General features: G+C 72.9%; 16 protein-coding genes, 1 other RNA gene and 2 pseudogenes. 12 read left to right on the top strand and 7 right to left on the bottom strand.

Annotated features, from left to right (window positions below; all coding sequences use genetic code 11):
• The first annotated feature begins 115 nt into the window (after positions 1-115).
• The 5 genes and pseudogenes from ACWCP6_RS00970 to ACWCP6_RS00950 all read left to right on the top strand — a co-directional run bounded on the left by ACWCP6_RS00970 (position 116) and on the right by ACWCP6_RS00950 (position 3,582).
• Entirely contained in the window at positions 116-685 is a 570-nt protein-coding gene (locus ACWCP6_RS00970; RefSeq protein ID WP_450930535.1) for a Uma2 family endonuclease, read from the top strand.
• Between the two features lie 69 nt (positions 686-754).
• Positions 755-1,651, top strand: coding sequence for an AraC family transcriptional regulator (locus ACWCP6_RS00965; protein WP_450930173.1), 897 nt, complete (start codon positions 755-757; stop codon positions 1,649-1,651).
• A 19-nt stretch (positions 1,652-1,670) separates the two neighbouring features.
• Positions 1,671-2,510, top strand: a pseudogene (locus tag ACWCP6_RS00960) (DMT family transporter); the annotation flags it as partial.
• Between the two features lie 70 nt (positions 2,511-2,580).
• Positions 2,581-2,993: RNase P RNA component class A (gene rnpB, locus ACWCP6_RS00955), an RNA gene on the top strand.
• A gap of 100 nt (positions 2,994-3,093) precedes the next feature.
• The gene (locus ACWCP6_RS00950; protein WP_450930172.1) at positions 3,094-3,582 is read left to right on the top strand and encodes a hypothetical protein; all 489 of its coding nucleotides are present in this window, start codon (positions 3,094-3,096) and stop codon (positions 3,580-3,582) included.
• Between the two features lie 97 nt (positions 3,583-3,679).
• Here the strand turns inward: ACWCP6_RS00950 and ACWCP6_RS00945 are convergent, their stop codons facing one another.
• The gene (locus ACWCP6_RS00945) at positions 3,680-4,627 is read right to left on the bottom strand and encodes an alpha/beta fold hydrolase (RefSeq protein ID WP_450930534.1); all 948 of its coding nucleotides are present in this window, start codon (positions 4,625-4,627) and stop codon (positions 3,680-3,682) included.
• A 96-nt stretch (positions 4,628-4,723) separates the two neighbouring features.
• Positions 4,724-5,047, bottom strand: coding sequence for a nuclear transport factor 2 family protein (locus tag ACWCP6_RS00940; protein ID WP_450930171.1), 324 nt, complete (start codon positions 5,045-5,047; stop codon positions 4,724-4,726).
• Positions 5,048-5,336: 289 nt separating this feature from the next.
• Here ACWCP6_RS00940 and ACWCP6_RS00935 point away from each other — a divergent pair, with 289 nt between their 5' ends.
• Positions 5,337-5,891, top strand: coding sequence for a DoxX family membrane protein (locus ACWCP6_RS00935; protein ID WP_450930170.1), 555 nt, complete (start codon positions 5,337-5,339; stop codon positions 5,889-5,891).
• Positions 5,892-6,172: 281 nt separating this feature from the next.
• Positions 6,173-6,448 (top strand): annotated as a pseudogene (locus ACWCP6_RS00930) (MazG-like family protein); the annotation flags it as partial.
• Positions 6,449-6,482: 34 nt separating this feature from the next.
• Here the strand turns inward: ACWCP6_RS00930 and ACWCP6_RS00925 are convergent.
• From ACWCP6_RS00925 to ACWCP6_RS00915, 3 genes are all read right to left on the bottom strand, one after another.
• Positions 6,483-7,376: a PhzF family phenazine biosynthesis isomerase gene (locus tag ACWCP6_RS00925; protein WP_450930169.1), complete on the bottom strand. Its 894-nt coding sequence runs from the start codon at positions 7,374-7,376 to the stop codon at positions 6,483-6,485.
• Positions 7,377-7,487: 111 nt separating this feature from the next.
• Positions 7,488-7,661, bottom strand: coding sequence for a hypothetical protein (locus ACWCP6_RS00920; protein WP_450930168.1), 174 nt, complete (start codon positions 7,659-7,661; stop codon positions 7,488-7,490).
• Positions 7,662-8,022: 361 nt separating this feature from the next.
• On the bottom strand, positions 8,023-8,781 hold the full coding sequence (locus ACWCP6_RS00915) for an SDR family oxidoreductase (RefSeq protein ID WP_450930167.1): 759 nt from the start codon (positions 8,779-8,781) through the stop codon (positions 8,023-8,025).
• A gap of 122 nt (positions 8,782-8,903) precedes the next feature.
• Here ACWCP6_RS00915 and ACWCP6_RS00910 point away from each other — a divergent pair, with 122 nt between their 5' ends.
• The 3 genes from ACWCP6_RS00910 to ACWCP6_RS00900 all read left to right on the top strand — a co-directional run bounded on the left by ACWCP6_RS00910 (position 8,904) and on the right by ACWCP6_RS00900 (position 12,654).
• Complete coding sequence (locus ACWCP6_RS00910) at positions 8,904-10,262, top strand: multidrug effflux MFS transporter (RefSeq protein ID WP_450930166.1); 1,359 nt, start codon at positions 8,904-8,906, stop codon at positions 10,260-10,262.
• Positions 10,178-11,383 (top strand): serine hydrolase domain-containing protein, encoded by a 1,206-nt coding sequence (locus tag ACWCP6_RS00905; RefSeq protein WP_450930165.1) that lies wholly within the window; start codon positions 10,178-10,180, stop codon positions 11,381-11,383. The genes ACWCP6_RS00910 and ACWCP6_RS00905 overlap by 85 nt, the downstream gene beginning before the upstream one ends.
• A 275-nt stretch (positions 11,384-11,658) precedes the next feature.
• Entirely contained in the window at positions 11,659-12,654 is a 996-nt protein-coding gene (locus ACWCP6_RS00900; RefSeq protein ID WP_450930164.1) for a small ribosomal subunit Rsm22 family protein, read from the top strand.
• Between the two features lie 3 nt (positions 12,655-12,657).
• On the opposite strand, the gene ddaH is transcribed toward ACWCP6_RS00900, so the two are convergent.
• Complete coding sequence (ddaH, locus tag ACWCP6_RS00895) at positions 12,658-13,476, bottom strand: dimethylargininase (protein WP_450930163.1); 819 nt, start codon at positions 13,474-13,476, stop codon at positions 12,658-12,660.
• A 246-nt stretch (positions 13,477-13,722) separates the two neighbouring features.
• On the opposite strand from ddaH, the gene ACWCP6_RS00890 reads away from it, so the two are divergent.
• Positions 13,723-14,367 carry a TetR/AcrR family transcriptional regulator gene (locus tag ACWCP6_RS00890; protein ID WP_450930162.1) on the top strand — a complete coding sequence of 215 codons (645 nt, stop codon included), beginning with the start codon at positions 13,723-13,725 and terminating at the stop codon, positions 14,365-14,367.
• An 87-nt stretch (positions 14,368-14,454) separates the two neighbouring features.
• Here ACWCP6_RS00890 and ACWCP6_RS00885 read toward each other — a convergent pair whose 3' ends face one another.
• Positions 14,455-15,297: a glycerophosphodiester phosphodiesterase gene (locus ACWCP6_RS00885; protein ID WP_450930161.1), complete on the bottom strand. Its 843-nt coding sequence runs from the start codon at positions 15,295-15,297 to the stop codon at positions 14,455-14,457.
• 174 nt (positions 15,298-15,471) lie between these two features.
• On the opposite strand from ACWCP6_RS00885, the gene ACWCP6_RS00880 reads away from it, so the two are divergent.
• Positions 15,472-16,185 (top strand): bifunctional DNA primase/polymerase, encoded by a 714-nt coding sequence (locus tag ACWCP6_RS00880; protein WP_450930160.1) that lies wholly within the window; start codon positions 15,472-15,474, stop codon positions 16,183-16,185.
• Positions 16,186-16,202: the final 17 nt, after the last annotated feature.

Genomic DNA, 16,202 nt, shown 5'->3' with positions numbered 1-16,202 from the left:
CGGGGCCCCTGGTCGTGTGCCACGATCGAGGGAACCACTCTCGATCTCACGGACAGGTGATCCACCGATGTCCCAGTCTGGCGGGCGACCGAAGGAGGGGCGTGACATGACTGCCATGGCTCACGAACCGCTCACGCGGGAAGAGGTCCTGCTGGAGGGGTTTCTCGCCCTTGACACTCCGGAGGGTTTCCGGGCGGAGCTGATCGAGGGGGAGATCGTCGTGACGCCGCCGCCGGACGGGGACCACGAGGACTACATCGAGCTGGTCCTGAACCAGGTGTACAGGTGTTCTCGGACAGACATGCAATTCTCCGGGAACAAGGGCCTGAAGGTGGAGAGCGAGGGCGGCTCCCCCACGAATCACGTGATCCCGGACGGCACGTTCGCCCCCCGGAGGCTCCGGCTCTACCGGTCCGCGGATCCCTGGATGCCCTGCGAGGGCGTCGCCCTGGTCGTCGAGGTCACGTCCACCAGGCCGCAGGCCGACCGCGAGAGCAAGCGCCGTTGTTATGCCCGCGGCGCCATTCCGCTGTACCTGCTCGTGGACCGGGAGGCCTCATCGGTGACGCTGTTCAGCGACCCGGAGCGGGGGGACTACCGGCAGCACACCACGATCCCCTTCGGGAAGATTCTCGCCCTGCCAGAGCCCTTTGGTTTCGAGCTGGACACGGGCGACTTCCTCTGAGGCCCCGCCCCGCCGCGCCCGGCACCGCGGCTCGGGGATGGAATCCGGCCGCGCAGGCGTTCTCCGGTCATGGGTACGGCGGTGGGTGGTGGGAAGCGAGCCGCGGCGGGGCGCGAGCTTGCGATATGGACGCGGACGCCGCTCGGCGCGGGGCAGTCGCTCGATCTGCTGACGGCACGCTTCGACCAGCACGTCTACGCCCCGCACGCCCACGACGAGTACACGATCGGCGTCTGTGTCGGAGGCTCCGAGATCATCGACTACCGGGGCGGACGGCTGGAGGTCGGACCCGGCTCCATCGTCGTGCTCGACCCGGGCGAGATCCACACCGGTGGCCCGGGCACGGCCGACGGGTACGCCTACCGGGCCCTGTACCCCGCGCCGGCCCTGCTCGCGGAAGGCGCCGCGGAACTGCCGCACTTCCCCGAGCCGGTGCTCGACGACCCCGAACTCGCCGCCGCCATCCGCGCCGCGCACACGGAACTCAGCGCCCGGCCCCTCGACCCGCTGGAGGCCGAGTCGCGGCTGCCGTGGCTGATCACCGCGCTCGCCCGGCGCCACGGCCGCGCGCGACCGGCCCGGGACGTGTTTCCCGGCGCCCACGGCATCGCCCGCGCCGTGCGCGACCGGCTCGCCGACGAACTGCTCGCCCCGCCCTCCCTCACCGTGCTGGCCGGTGACTTCGGGCTCTCCCGCTACCAGCTGCTCCGCGTCTTCCGCGACACCATGGGCATGCCGCCGTACGCCTGGCTCGCCCAGTACCGGGTCACCCGGGCCCGGGCGCTGCTCGACGCGGGCTGCCGCCCCGCAGAGGTCGCGGGCCTCGTCGGCTTCGCCGACCAGGCGCATCTGACGCGCTGGTTCCGCCGAGTGCTGGGGGTGACCCCGGCCGCGTACGGCAGGAGCATCCGCGACAGCGCGCGCAGCGGCGCAGTCCGCAACGACGTTCAAGACATTGAGCGGTGAACCTTCCGACACTGCCGGTATGACTGCACGTGGCTGGCTGCTGTTCGCCCTGATGAGTGTCATCTGGGGCATCCCCTACCTGATGATCAAAGTCGCGGTCGGGGGCATGCCCCCGACCGGGGTGGTGTTTGTGCGCTGTGCGCTCGGCGCCGTACTGCTCCTGCCCTTCGCCATGCGCCAGGGCGGCCTCGGCCGGGTCCTGCGCACCCACTGGCGTCCGATGCTCGCCTTCGCCTGCCTGGAGATCCTCGGTCCGTGGTGGACGCTCACCGACGCCGAACGCCATCTCTCCAGCTCCACGTCCGGCCTGCTCATCGCGGCCGTGCCGATCATCGGCCTGGTCGCCTCGCGCGGCTTCGGCGGCCACTTCGGTACGCCGGAACACCTCGGGATACGCCGCCTTGCAGGCCTCGGCCTGGGGCTCGCCGGAGTCGCCGTCCTCACCGTCCCGCACCTGTCCGGCGGCGACGCCTGGTCGCTGGCCGAGGTGCTGCTGACGGCCCTCGGCTACGCCATCGCCCCGCTGGTCGTCGCCCGCCACCTCAAGCAGGTGCCGACGCTTCAGCTGATCGCCCCCTGCCTGGCCCTCGCGGCACTCGTGTACGCCCCCGTGGCCGCCGCCACCTGGCCGGCGACCCCGCCGTCGGCCGCCGTCTGGGCGTCCCTGGCGGGTCTGGGCGCCGTCTGCACCGCCCTTGCCTTCGTCGTCTTCCTCGAACTGATCCGCGAGGCCGGACCCACCCGCGCGGTCGTCTTCACCTACGTCAACCCGGCGGTGGCGGTGGCAGCGGGCGCCGCCCTCCTCGGCGAACCGCTCACCCCCGGCGTCCTCACCGCCTTCGCGCTGATCCTCGCCGGTTCGGTCCTGGCCACGGGCACCGTGGCCACGGGGCACCGGGCACGCCGGGTAACATGGTCGCCACGGCAGACGAGCCGGGCGGACGGCCGCGTGGAGGCCCCCCTCACCGGGGACCTTCCCGAGGAACGTCCGGGCTCCACAGGGCAGGGTGGTGGCTAACGGCCACCCGGGGTGACCCGCGGGACAGTGCCACAGAAAGCAGACCGCCGGGGATCTCGGTCCTCGGTAAGGGTGAAACGGTGGTGTAAGAGACCACCAGCGCCTGGGGTGACCCAGGCGGCTAGGTAAACCCCACCCGGAGCAAGGTCAAGAAGGGGCCGCCGTGAAAAGCGGCTCTGCGCGGATGTTCGAGGGCTGCCCGCCCGAGTCCGCGGGTAGACCGCACGAGACCGGCGGCAACGCCGGTCCTAGATGGATGGCCGTCGCCGTGGGGCCCGCGAGGACCCCACGGAACAGAACCCGGCGTACAGCCCGACTCGTCTGCCGCCACTTGCGGCTTTGCCTCGGAAAGGGTCTCCGATCCACATCGGAGACCCCTTCCGGCCTTTCAACCGGCTACCGAAGGGCACGGGCTGAAGCAGGCATGATCTGGACCTACTGCGAGCAGTGGAACCGCCTTGCCGAGACACCTCTGAACCCGCTCACCCCCGAGCGGGCTCAGGTCAGGCATGCGGTCGGCGAGTTGTACACCGCTGTCGCATCCCCTGATGAGCACTCGGCCCCGGTGCTGCGGGTGGAAATGCGACTGGAGACCGGTTACGCCTCGGTCGTCTTCATGGACGGACGCGGTCGCGACTCCCTCGACCACACCTTCACCCTCATCGACGGATCTCTTTTCCTGGAGACGGCAACCTCGTACGACTACGGCGATACGCAGGAGCGAGGCGGATACGCAGACGTGGAGCGCATGGAGTCCTACGAGTTCACCACTGACGGAATCATTCGTCGCACGGTGGAAGTCGACGGCGAGGAATCCACGGAGAGCCGCCACGGCATCGATGTCGCCGGCAACTGGGAGTCCGTTCCGCGTTTCGGCGCCTACGATGCATTGATCCGCCGCGACCGCGCCTGATCCGGAGCCGGCGAAGTCGCTTCTCCCCGCGCTCGCTTGGCGCCGGTCGGCCGGACCGTCCGTTCCCGGGGGTCGACGATGCGGCAGGCCCGCCCGCTCAGGAGCAGGCCCTGAGGAATTCGATGAGTGCCGCGTTCACCTCGTCCGGGCGTTCCTGCTGGGTCCAGTGTCCGCAGCCGGCCAGTTCGAGGGGCTTGCGCCACAGGCTGGGCATCAGATCGGGGAGTTTCGCGATGAGTTCGGGTGTGCCGGGGAAGGCGGGGACGAGGTCGCGGTCGCCGTACATGTACAGGGCGGGCCGGGTGACCACGGCGCCGTGCCACGGAGCGGTCAGTTCCCAGTTGCGGTCGAGGTTGCGGTACCAGTTGAGACCCCCGGTGAAACCCTGGGAAAAGCTCTCGGTGAGCGCGTCGAGGTCGTCCTCCGTGAACCACTCCGGCAGTACGTCGGGGTCCGGCATGGAATCGAGCCAGCCGTGCCCGGGTTCGACCAGGGGCTGCATGACCTCGCCGGTCCGAGACGCGGAGCCGGAGGCCGAGTAGAAGAACTTCCGCAGGGTGGTCCGGACGTCCCTGGCGAACTCCGCGTCGGCGACACCGGGGCGGTTGAAGTAGTTCCAGTAGAAGCGGCCGCCGAACCTCTTGTCCATGGCGGCCAGCGGAGGCTCCGTCCCCCGGAAGGGGGGCGGCACGCTCAGCCCGGCCACCCCGCGCACCATGTCGGGTCGCAGCAGCGCGGTGTGCCAGGCGACCGGCGCGCCCCAGTCGTGCCCGACGACGTACGCCTGCTCCTCGCCCAGCGTCCGGATCAGTCCGACGACGTCGCCGACCAGGTGGAAGATGGTGTACGCGTCGACGGCGTCGGGATGGTCGCTGCGTCCGTATCCACGCTGGTCGGGGGCGACCACTCGGAAGCCGGCATCGGCCAGCGGGCCGAACTGCCGGTTCCAGGAGTGCCACGACTCAGGGAAGCCGTGCAGGAGCACCACCAGGGGGCCCTCGCCCTGTTCGGCGATGTGCAGCCGGACCCCGTTCACGTCAACCATCCGATGATCAACCATGTGCATGAGCGTACGTCCTGTGATCTTCGGGTGCCTGTGGCGCTGCGCTCGGTGGCGGACGCTCGGATGCTGCCCGAGCCGCTATGCCTGGCCGGTCTCGAAGCGGGCGACCTTGCCGCCCTCCACCGTGAAGTCCCACTTGGTGCGCATCTCGCCCCAGGTGTCGTTGCGGTAGCTCACGAGCAAGGACAGACCGCCGGCCGACTCCTTGTCGATGTCCATATGGGCGCGGGAGGCGAAGATCTCCTGTTCGGTCCAGTTGTCGAGGTCGCGCTCGGATCCGTCGTCGGACATGGTCGCGCCCGGCGCGAGCGTCGCCCTGAAGGCGTCGCGGTCGTGCGCGTTGACGGCGGTGACGAAGGCGCGGACGGTGGGTTCGCTGAGCCGGGACACCTGGATGGACATCGTCTGAGCACTCTCCTCGCGGGGGACGGGCCTGGGCAGCAGGCTCACACCCGGCGGGCGCTCCCGCCACTCGTCCGCCGGGCCGCCGGGACGGGGGCCTCTGTGGCTTGGTGCCTGCCCCGCCCCCGTCGTCCGAGGCGCCGAGGGGTCCCGGTCCCGCCGCGCCCGGGCCCGTGGGGGCGGGTCCGCCGCCGCTCCGCCACCCGAACGGCCGCGCGGGCCGCGTGGCCGGGTGCGCACCGGTGCGACGGTGGACCGAGAGGAGCCCGGCGACGCGAGGAGAAGCGACGTGACCTGTTTCGACCGACGTGATCTGGGGCTGCTGCTGCTCCGGCTGGGAACGGGCGGTGTCCTGGCCGCGCACGGCGCGCAGAAGCTGTTCGGCTGGTTCGGGGGCGGCGGCATCGAGGGCACCGGGGCCTTCATGGAGTCCGTCGGCTACCGGCCGGGCAAGGCGAGCGCGGTAGCCGCGGGACTGGCGGAGGCGGGCGGCGGAGCCCTGCTGGCCCTGGGGCTCGCCACCCCCGCGGCCGGTGCCGCCGCCGCGGGTGCGATGGGCGGCGCCGCCGCGGTGCACGCTCCGCAGGGCTTCTTCAGCCAGGGCGGCGGCTACGAGTACGCGGCGTACCTCGGCCTGGCGGCGGCGGGCCTCGCCGTCACCGGCCCCGGGCGGTACTCCCTGGACCACGCCCTCGGACACACCACCAACCAGGGCTGGATGGTACCGGCCGCCTTCGCCGTCACCGCGGCGGTCACGCTGATGGTGGTGGGGGAGCGGACGAAGAAGGTCCGGGTGCAGCACGCGGCCGACGAGGGCGGCGAGTTGCCGATGGCGGACGACTGACCGCCCGGCGGCCCGAAGGTACGGGTACGGGGGCGTGGGAGGCTGCTCCCATGGACGACCGCGCAGTGCCGGAAGTGAACTCCGCAGCGCCGGAGGTGCACTCCGCAGCGCCGGAAACGAAGTCCGCAGCTCCTGACGCGGGCCCCGGAGACCCTGTCGCAGACTTCGGGGCCCTTGACGCGGAGGGCGGAGCCCTTGACTCGGACCCCGCCGTCCCGGGCCACGACCCCGCCGTCCCGGGCCGTGACCCCGGGGGCGACCTCTGGCGCACCGTCGAGCGACTGCTCGCCCGGCTCGACGCGCACAACAGGTTCGGCCCCCGGGAGGCCCTGCTCCTGCGGATGCTGAAGCTGTCCGAGGAGGTCGGCGAGGTCGCTCAGGCCGTGATCGGCGCGACCGGGCAGAACCCCCGCAAGGGGGCCACCCACTCGTGGGACGACGTGCAGGCGGAGCTCTGCGACGTGATCATCACGGCGATGGTGGCCCTGCGCACGCTGACCCCGGATGCGGAGCGGGTCTTCGCCGCCCGTCTCGCCCGCGTCGCGACCCGCCTGCTGCCCTCCCAGGGCGTCCCGGAGCAGGGCCAGGACGTCACGGCGCAGGGATCCGCACCGCAGCCCCGCCCACCCGCACCCGCTGGTCCCCCTCCCGCAGGGTCACCGTCAGGACGCCGGGGCGGCCCATGTCCTCGCCCTGGTGCAGGGTGAGTTCGGCCGCGGCGGGCACGAGGCCGAGCTCGCGCGCGTACGCACCGAAGGCGGCGGCCGCCGCGCCCGTCGCCGGGTCCTCGACCACGCCGCCCACCGGGAACGGATCGCGGACGTGGAAGGTGAACTCCGATGCACGGTGGACGAGTTGCACGGTGGTGAGGTCGAGGCGGTGCATCAGCGCTTCGAGGCGCGGGAAGTCGTACGCGAGGTCGGCGAGGCGCGCACGGGTGGCGGCGCCGATCACGAGGTGGCGAGCGCCCGCGTAGGCGATGCGCGGCGGCAGCGCCGGGTCGAGGTCGTCCGCGGGCCAGTCGAGCGCGGCCAGGGCCTCAGCGAGGTCCCCGTCGGAGACGTCCTCGACGTGCGGCTCGACGCTGGTGAGCGTCGCCCGGAGCACTCCGTCGACCGTGTCCACGGTGACCGGCACGGTGCCCGCGCGCGTTGCGAACACGTACGGCCCGGTGCCGTGCCGCTCGGCCAGCGCCACCGCCGTGGCCACCGTCGCATGGCCGCAGAACGGCACCTCGGCCTTCGGGCTGAAGTAGCGGACGGTGAAGCCGCGGCCGGGCTCGGCGTCGAGCCCGGCTGGGGGCGGGGTCAGGAACGCGGACTCGCTGTAGCCGAGTTCCGCGGCGATCGCCGTCATGGCGGCGGCGTCGAGTCCGGATGCATCGAGGACGATCCCGGCAGGGTTTCCGCCCGCGGGATCGGTGGTGAAGGCCGTGTAGCGCAGTACGTCGGCCGTGTGGCGCTGTTCATCTCCAGAGGCACTCATAGTGCAGGGCAACCGCTCCGCGGCCCAAGGCATTCCCGCGTCCCAAGCGGGGCCACCCCCACCCGTCGCCGCGGAACGGCTGCCCACCCCCTGGAAATTGGCTTCAGGGCCTCAGTGGCCGTTCTCGGGTCCGGGGCCGCGGGTCGTGCGGGAGCGGGTGTCGGGCAGCGTGCCGTCGGGCTCGACCGGCCGGGCCTGCGTCGACGCGGGTGCCGTGGCCATGGGTGAGGCCGGCGGGACGGCGACGATGAGCGCGGACGGGCCCACGGAACGTATGCGCAACACGTGCTCCAAGTGTGAAGGTCCAATGGAGAGATGCCGAGCATAAGGGAGCTAACGGGCCGAACAGGTCCGGAATTTGAGCATCCGATTGTGGAGATTCCGCTCCGCGTGCAACGCACCGCTCACCGGCACCGTCGGGAACCGCCCCGGCGTACGGCCGCACCCCGGCGCGAGCCCCGCTCCCGGTCCCGCCCGCCTCGGGCCCGTACCGCTCCCGGCCCGCCTCGGGCCCGCCCCCGTCCCGGCCGCGTACCGGGCCCGCCCCGTACCGCGCCCGCGGCGCCCCATGCCCCCGTACCGCGCCCGCGGCCCTTCCCCCTCCCGCTCTCCGCGCCGGGGCTCCGTCCCGCCCCGCCCCGCCCCCTCAGCCCCGCCCGATGTACGGCATCGTCGTCGCCATCACCGTCGCGAACTGCACATTCGCCTCGAGCGGGAGTTCCGCCATGTGCCGTACCGTCCGCGCCACGTCGGCCACGTCCATCACCGGCTCGACCGCGAGCTCGCCGTTCGCCTGGAGGACCCCGGTGCGCATGCGCGCTGTCATGACGGTCGCGGCATTGCCGATGTCGATCTGGCCGCAGGCGATGCGGTAGGGGCGGCCGTCCAGGGACAACGACTTGGTCAGGCCCGTCATGGCGTGCTTGGTCGTGGTGTACGCCACCGAGTGCGGGCGCGGGACATGCGCGGAGATGGAGCCGTTGTTGATGATCCGCCCGCCTTGCGGGTCCTGCTCCTTCATCTGCCGGAACGCCGCCTGCGCGCAGAGGAACGCACCGTTCAGGTTGGTGTCGACGACATGCCGCCACGCGTCGTACGACAGTTCCTCCACCGGGACGCCGCCCGGTCCGAACGTACCCGCGTTGTTGAAGAGCAGATCGAGGCGGCCGAACCGCTCGCGGACCGTGGCGAACAGCGCGGCCACGTCGTCCGGGCGCGACACGTCGGTGGGCACCCGGACGGCCTTCCCGCCCGTGGCCAGTGCCGCCGTCTCCGCCAGGGCCTCCTCGCGCCGTCCGGCCAGCGCCACCGACCAGCCCTCGCGCAGCAGTTCCACGGCGACGGCGCGGCCGATGCCGGAGCCCGCGCCGGTGACGATCGCGATCTTCGATTGCACGTCGTTCATGGGCCCGCAGAGTACGGGAGGGACGGGCCGGCGGAGCTCACCGTCCACCATGCGGCGGGCCTCCCGGCCGGCCCGGCCGAGCTGAGAACATGGACGCCGGACCGACGAGCAGGGAGGGGAGCATGCCCGAGCGCGAGCCGAGCACGCAACGGCGCGAGGACGACCACCCGGACGGCACAGAAGGCACGGACGGCATACCGGAGGCGGGGCGTGCCTCCCGCGCGCTCCGCCGCACCGGCATCCTCGTCACCCTCGCGCTCGGCGGCCTCACCGCCGTACCGCCCCTGTCCATGGACATGTACCTCCCGGCGCTCCCGGAGGTGACCTCCTCGCTGCACGCGCCCGCCGCGACCGTGCAGCTCACCCTCGCCGGCTGCCTCGCCGGCATGGCGCTCGGCCAGCTCGTCGTCGGCCCGATGAGCGACAAGTGGGGCCGCAGACGGCCGTTGCTCATCGGACTGCTCGTCTACGTCGCCGCCACCGCCGCCTGTGCCTTCGCGCCGAACGTCGCACTGCTCATCGCCTTCCGCCTCGCGCAGGGCCTCGCGGGCGCCGCGGGCATCGTCATCGCCCGCGCCGTCGTCCGCGATCTGTACGACGGCGTGGCCATGGCGCGGTTCTTCTCCACCCTCATGCTGATCTCGGGCACCGCGCCGATCGTCGCTCCGCTCATCGGCGGACAGGTGCTCCGCTTCACCGACTGGCGGGGCGTGTTCTACGTCCTCACCGCCGTCGGCACCCTCCTCACCACGCTCGTCTGGTTCCGGCTCCCCGAGACGCTGGAACCCGCACGCAGGCACGCGGGAGGCGTGGGTGAGGCGCTGCGCACCATGCGCGGGCTGCTCGGCGACCGCGCCTTCAGCGGGTACATGATCGCGGGCGGCTTCGCGTTCGCCGCGCTGTTCGCGTACATCTCGGCCTCGCCGTTCGTCATCCAGGACATCTACGGGGCCTCGCCGCAGACCTTCTCGCTGCTCTTCGGCCTCAACTCGGTCGGCCTGGTCACCGTGGGCCAGATCAACGGCAAGGTGCTCGCCGGCCGGGTCAGCCTCGACAAGGCGCTCGGGGCGGGCCTCGCCGTGATCACGCTCGCCGCGGCCGCGCTCCTGCTCATGACGAGCGGCGTCCTCGGCGACGTCGGGCTCGCCCCCGTCGCCGCCGCGCTGTTCGTGCTGATGTCCGCGATGGGCCTCGTCATGCCCAACACCAACACCCTCGCGCTGCTGCGCGCCGAACACGCCGCCGGTTCCGCGTCCGCGCTCATCGGTACCTCCGCCTTCCTGATCGGCGCGGTCGCCTCGCCGCTCGTCGGCGTCGCGGGCGAGCACACCGCCGTCCCGATGGCCGTCGTCCAGCTGGCCTCCGCACTGGTCGCCGTCGGATGCTTCGTGGGACTGTGCCGTCCGCTGCGCCCGCGTCCCCCGCACGTACGGCCGCAGCGGGCAGAGCATGCACCGGACGACGAGGAGGTGGCGGGCTGAGCACCGCACGACTGCGCACCGGCACCCCGGAGCGCGCCGGGCTCGACCCCGACGCGCTCGCCCGGCTCGTCGACGGGGTGCGCGCCCTGCCCGAGGGACCGCGGCCCTGGTGCGCGGGCACGGTGGTCGTCGCCGGGCGCGGGCCGGTGATCGCCGTCGAGGAGGCGGCGGGCTGGGCCGTCCGGTACGCCGCGTACGACCCGCACGTCGAGGCGGGCGTCGAGCTGCCGCGCGCCCGGTGGGTGCCGATGGGTACGGACACCCCTGTCGACCTCGCCTCGCTCACCAAGCTCTTCACGACCATCGCGGCGGTGCAGCAGCTGGAGCGCGGCACGCTCGGCATCGACGCGCGGATCGCCGCGTACGCGCCCGAGCTGACCGGCGCCGCCGCCCACGGCACCACCGTGCGGCAGCTGCTGACGCACACGTCCGGGCTGCGGCCCGAACTCCCGCTGTACGCACTGCCGGACCGGGCGGCGCGGCAGGCCGCGCTGTTCGCGGAGCCCCCCTCGTCGCCGCCCGGCGCCTACCGCTACTCCGACCTGAACATGCTGCTGCTCCAGCACGTTCTGGAGCGGATCACCCGGCGGACGCTGGACGTCCTGGTCCGGGACGGGATCACCCGGCCGCTCGGAATGACGGACACCGGGTTCGGACCGTGCCCCGGGGCCGCGGCGACCGAGGACCAGCGGCGGCCCTGGGCCAAGGCGGACCGGGGGATGCTGCGGGGGGACGTCCACGACGAGAACGCGTGGGCGCTCGGCGGGGTCGCGGGCCATGCCGGACTCTTCTCGACCGCACGGGACCTCGCGGTCCTCTGCCGTGCCCTGCTGTCCGGCGGTGCCTACGGGCCCGCCCGGATCCTGGGCTCCGACTACGTCGACCTGATGCTGACCGCACCCGGACTGGGCTTCGCGCTCGACCAGCCCTGGTTCATGGGCGAGCTCGCCGGGCGCGGCGCGGCGGGCCACACGGGGTTCACGGGCACGTCCCTGGTCCTCGACCGGGCCACCGACACGTTCCTGGTGCTGCTCGCGAACACGGTCCACCCCGTCCGCCGGGGGCCGGACAACGGGCCGCGGGCCGCGGCGGCGACCTGGCTGGCACGCGCCGCGGGGTGACCCGGCCAGGGGGTGCCGTCGCCCCGGGGCACCTCCCGGGTTCCTGAGGAACCGGGGGCACCGGGCCTCTGCAGGCGCGGGGCAGGCCCTGGAGAGACGGGGCAGCCGGGCCCTGGAAGCACGGGCCAGCCGGGCCCAGGAAGCACGGGGCGGGCTCCTGGGGCACCGGGGAGGAAGGACCGCCCGTGGCGGGGCGGGCCGCGCGTCCGTGCCGCGGTGGGTGCGGGCCCGGCGGGGGCGGCGGGGGGCTGCCGGACGGAGCCTAGAATCACGGGGTGAACGACCCCGTGCCCTCCGCCGAAACCCTGCGCGCCGCGCTCGACGCGCTGCTGGACGGGCTCCCGCCCTCGCAGGCAGCGCAGGCCGTCGCGCGTCTCATCGAGAACTACCGCGGCCGCACCCCGACCGACGCCCCCGTCCTGCGGGACCGCTCCGACGTAGCCGCCTACGCCGCCTACCGGATGCCCGCGACCTTCGAAGCGGTGCGCGCGGCCCTCGCCGCCCTCGCGGACGCGGCCCCCGAGACCTGGACGCCCGAGAGCCATGTGGACGTCGGCGGCGGCACGGGCGCCGCGACCTGGGCGGTCGCCGCGACCTGGCCCCGGCCCCGCCCGGTGACCGTCCTCGACTGGGCCGAGCCGGCCCTCGCACTCGGCCGCGAGCTGGCCGCCGCCAACCCGGTGCTGCACGGCACCACCGAGTGGCGCCGCACCCGTATCGGCGCGACGCTCGGCATCGACGCCACCGACCTCGTGACCGTCAGCTACGTGCTCGGCGAACTCACCGAGAACGACCGGCACGTGGTGGTGGACGCCGCGGCCCGTGCCGCCCGGGCGGTGGTGATCGTCGAACCGGGCACCCCCGACGGCTACGCCCGCATCATCGAGGCCCGGCAGCGGCTCGTGGACGCCGGTTTCCACATCGCCGCCCCGTGCCCGCACGATGCGGCGTGCCCCATCGTGCCCGGCACCGACTGGTGCCACTTCTCGGCGCGGGTGAGCCGCTCGTCGCTGCACCGGCAGGTCAAGGGCGGCTCCCTCGCGTACGAGGACGAGAAGTTCAGCTATGTGGCGGCGACCAGGTTCCCCGTCGGGCCCGCCACCTCCCGGGTCGTGCGGCGGCCCCAGATCCGCAAGGGGCAGGTACTCCTCGACCTGTGCACGGCCGACGAGGTGCTCCGCCGGGACACGGTGACCAAGCGGCACGGGGCGCTCTACCGCGCGGCCCGGGACGCGGACTGGGGCGACGCCTGGCCGCCGCCCGCCGAGTGAGGGCTACAGCCGCAGCTCCTGGGTGCAGCACTTCACGCTGCCGCCGCCCTTGAGTAGTTCGGAGAGGTCCATGCCGATCGGCTCGAAGCCGCGCTCCCGCAGCGGCGCGAACAGCCCGAGCGCCGCCTGCGGCACCAGCACATGCAGGCCGTCGGAGACGGAGTTCAGGCCGAAGGCGCTCGCGTCCCTCTCCTCGACGACCAGAGCGTCGGGGAACAGCCGGCGCAGCACGGCCTGGCTGCCCGGCGAGAACGCGCCCGGGTAGTACATGACGTGGTCCGCCGCGTCGTCGAGGACGGCGAGGGCCGTGTCCAGGTGGTAGTAGCGGGGGTCCACGAGGTCGAGGCCGATCACGGGCCGGCCGAAGTACTCCTGTGCCTCACCGTGCGACAGGGGACTCGCCCGGAAGCCGCGCCCGGCCAGGATGTACGACGCGGTGACCGCGAAGTCGCCCTCGCCCTCGTTGACGTGGACCGGCTCGTGCACGTCGTCGAAGCCCTGGGAGCGGAACCACTGCGCATGGGCCTCGGCCTCGGCCGTGCGTTCCGCGAAGGCGAACCGGGCGAGCAGCACCCGTCCGTCGACCACGGTCGCACCGTTGGCCGCGAACACCATGTCGGGCAGCGACTCGCGGGGCTCGAGCACGTCGACGGTGTGGCCGAGCGAGCGGTAGCGGTCACGCAGGTCCTCCCACTGGGCGAGGGCGAGCGGGACGTCGACCGGTTTCGCGGGATCCATCCAGGGGTTGATGGAGTACGTGACCTTGAAGTGCGCCGGTGGGCACATGAGATAACGCCGGGGTGTGGCGTGACGTCGGGGCAATGAGGTCTCCTCACAACCGCAGGGTCTGCTGCTGCGCCTGCTGCGGGCAGCTGATGCCCATGGTGCGGTCTCCGAGGCCCCTGCGCTGTGCACCGAACGGGTGATTGTGCAGACGTTCATTCTGTGCAATGGGCGCGTCGCCGCCCGGTCTTCCGGACGTCATGTCACCCCGGGCCCGTGGTTCCCGGCCAACGGGCCGGGTCCGAGACGGCACGTCTCGACTCGTACCACTGTTAGATTCGAGCCATGGCCTCGAACACCGACTCGTCGACTCCGTCGAAACCAGCCCCCGACGCCGCGCGCCGCAGCCAGCGCTCGCGACGCGCCATCTACGAAGCCGCCCTCGCCCTCGTCGGCGAGGCGGGCTACGCACGGACCACCATCGAGGGCATCGCCGCCCGCGCCGGTGTCGGCAAGCAGACCATCTACCGCTGGTGGCCGTCGAAGGCCGATGTGCTCCTCGAGGCCTTCCTCGACCGCGGGGAGCAGGCCGCCGCGGCCGCGGGCGGGACGAGCGGCGCGTACCCCTTCCCCGACACCGGGGATCTGGAGGCCGACCTGAAGTTCGTGCTGCGGGCCACCGTCGACGAACTTCTCGACCCCGCCTTCGATGCCCCCGCCCGCGCCCTGGCCGCCGAGGGCCTGATCGACGCCCGGCTCGGCGCCGAGTTCGTCGCCCAGCTCCTCGAACCACAGCTCCAGTTGTACGTCGAGCGGCTCCGCTCCGCCCAGCGCGCCGGCGAGGTGCGCGCCGACATCGACCCGCGCATCGCGCTGGAGCTCTTCGTGTCACCGCTCGCCCAGCGCTGGCTCCAGCGGACCGGCCCCCTGAGTCACGCCTACGCCGACACCCTCGTCGAGTACGCCCTGCACGGCCTCACCCCGCGCTGAGCACCCGCGCCCTGCCCGCGCCGAGCCCCCAAGCCCCGCCCCGCACCGAGCCCTTGCGCGCATCACTCCCGCCGGGCCGGGAGGGCGTCATCCCGAGCCCGGTCCCGCGCGCACCGGCGTACGGGCGAGCAGCCCCGGCGCGTCCGACAGGACCCCGTCGCAGCCCAGCCGCAGCACACGGTCGCGTTCCGCCGGGGTGTTCACCGTGTGCGCCCAGACGTGCGGGACGCCCGAGCGGACGGCGCGTACGAGATCGGCGTCCCTGGCCCGATGGTCCACGTCGAGGACGGTCACGAAGGACGCCCAGCGCTCGGGCCGGTCCGTCCGCAGCTGTTCGTCCGACCGCCACAGCTGGGCGAGCAGGCCCAGCCGGTGCGCCTGCTCGGCGACCTCGGGGCGGTTGGAGTTCACCAGCACGGAACGCGTCAGCCCGCGTTCCCCGATCATCCCGGCCAGGGTGTCCAGGCTCGCCGGGTCCTTCGCCTCCAGGGTCAGCACGGTGCGGCCGCCGAAGCGGTCCAGGACCTCGGCGACCGTCGCCGGGCGCTCGGCGGCCCAGTGGCCCGGCAGTGCCTCGTCCGGACGCAGCCGCACCGCGCGCCACTCGTCGGCCGTGAGGTCCTTCACCGGCCCCGTGGAGTACGTCGTGCGGTCCAGATCCGCGTCGTGCATGACCACGACCGTGCCGTCGCGCAGCATCCGCGTGTCGAAGTCGAGCACCTGCGCCGTCCCGCGCCGGAAGGCGGCCGTCAGCCCGGACATGCTGTTCTCGGGCACCTCCAGGGCGCCGCCGCGGTGGGCCGTGTACACGACGCGGGGGAGTGACGCCATCGTCAGCGGGCTGCCGCCCCACTCGAGCGGGAGCGGCACGCCGGCCGGCGCGGTGAGGGTCAGTGACAGCAGCCCCGTCAGCACACTCCTTGTGACCATGAGGCCCACCGTAGGCGGGCAAATCGGGACATGCCCCCTGATGTCATCCGGAGGAAGCATCGTCCGGAGCACCCCGGATGGGGGCTCCGGCCACCCGGCGCGCAGGATGGTGCCACCATGGACGGCACAGCACGGCACAGGACAGCACGGCACTAGGGCGAGGTGAGGGGAGAGATGGGCACTGAGTTCGGTCGCCGGTCCGGCGGACAGGGCAGGATTTCCCAGTGGCTGCGTGGTCGCCGTCCGAAGGGCGCGACGGACGACGGCGGCCGGGAGGACCTGTTGCTGGCCGCTGCACAGGCCGGTCTGCCGCTCGCGCCCGCCGCACACCCGGTCGGCTACCGGTGTTCGTGCGAACGGATCGGCTGCCCCACGCCCGCCCGGCATCCGCTCTCCTTCGCCTGGCAGACCCAGGCCACGACCGACCGTGCGCAGATCGAGCGGTGGTCCCGGGAGCAGCCCGACGCCAACTTCATCACCGCCACCGGGATGACCCACGACGTCCTCGACGTCCCCGTCGATGCGGGGCGCGAGGCGCTGCGACGGCTGCTCGAGGCCGGTGTCGAGGTGGGGCCCGTCGCCGAGAGCGTTCCGGAGGGCGGGGACGGGCGGATGCTCTTCTTCACGCTCACCCGGGGGACGCCGGAGGACGAGGACGAGTGGTGGCCGTGCGAACTCGACTGCCACCCGGAGACGATGGACGAGCACCCCGGGCTGCGGTGGCACTGCCGGGGTTCGTACGTGCTGATGCCGCCCGCCCGGCTGGCCGGTGACTCCGGACAGGTCACCTGGGTCCGCGGACCGGAGCATCCGCTTCCCGAACCCCTGACCCTCCTCGAGGTACTGACGGACTGCCTGACCGAGGCCACGGCCGACGTCGTGCCGTAGCCCCGCGCCCGGCTCCT

Source organism: Streptomyces sp. NPDC002004, assembly GCF_053593975.1.
The sequence above is the reverse complement of the archived record's forward strand: the minus strand, read 5'-3'. Positions and strand labels throughout refer to the sequence as shown.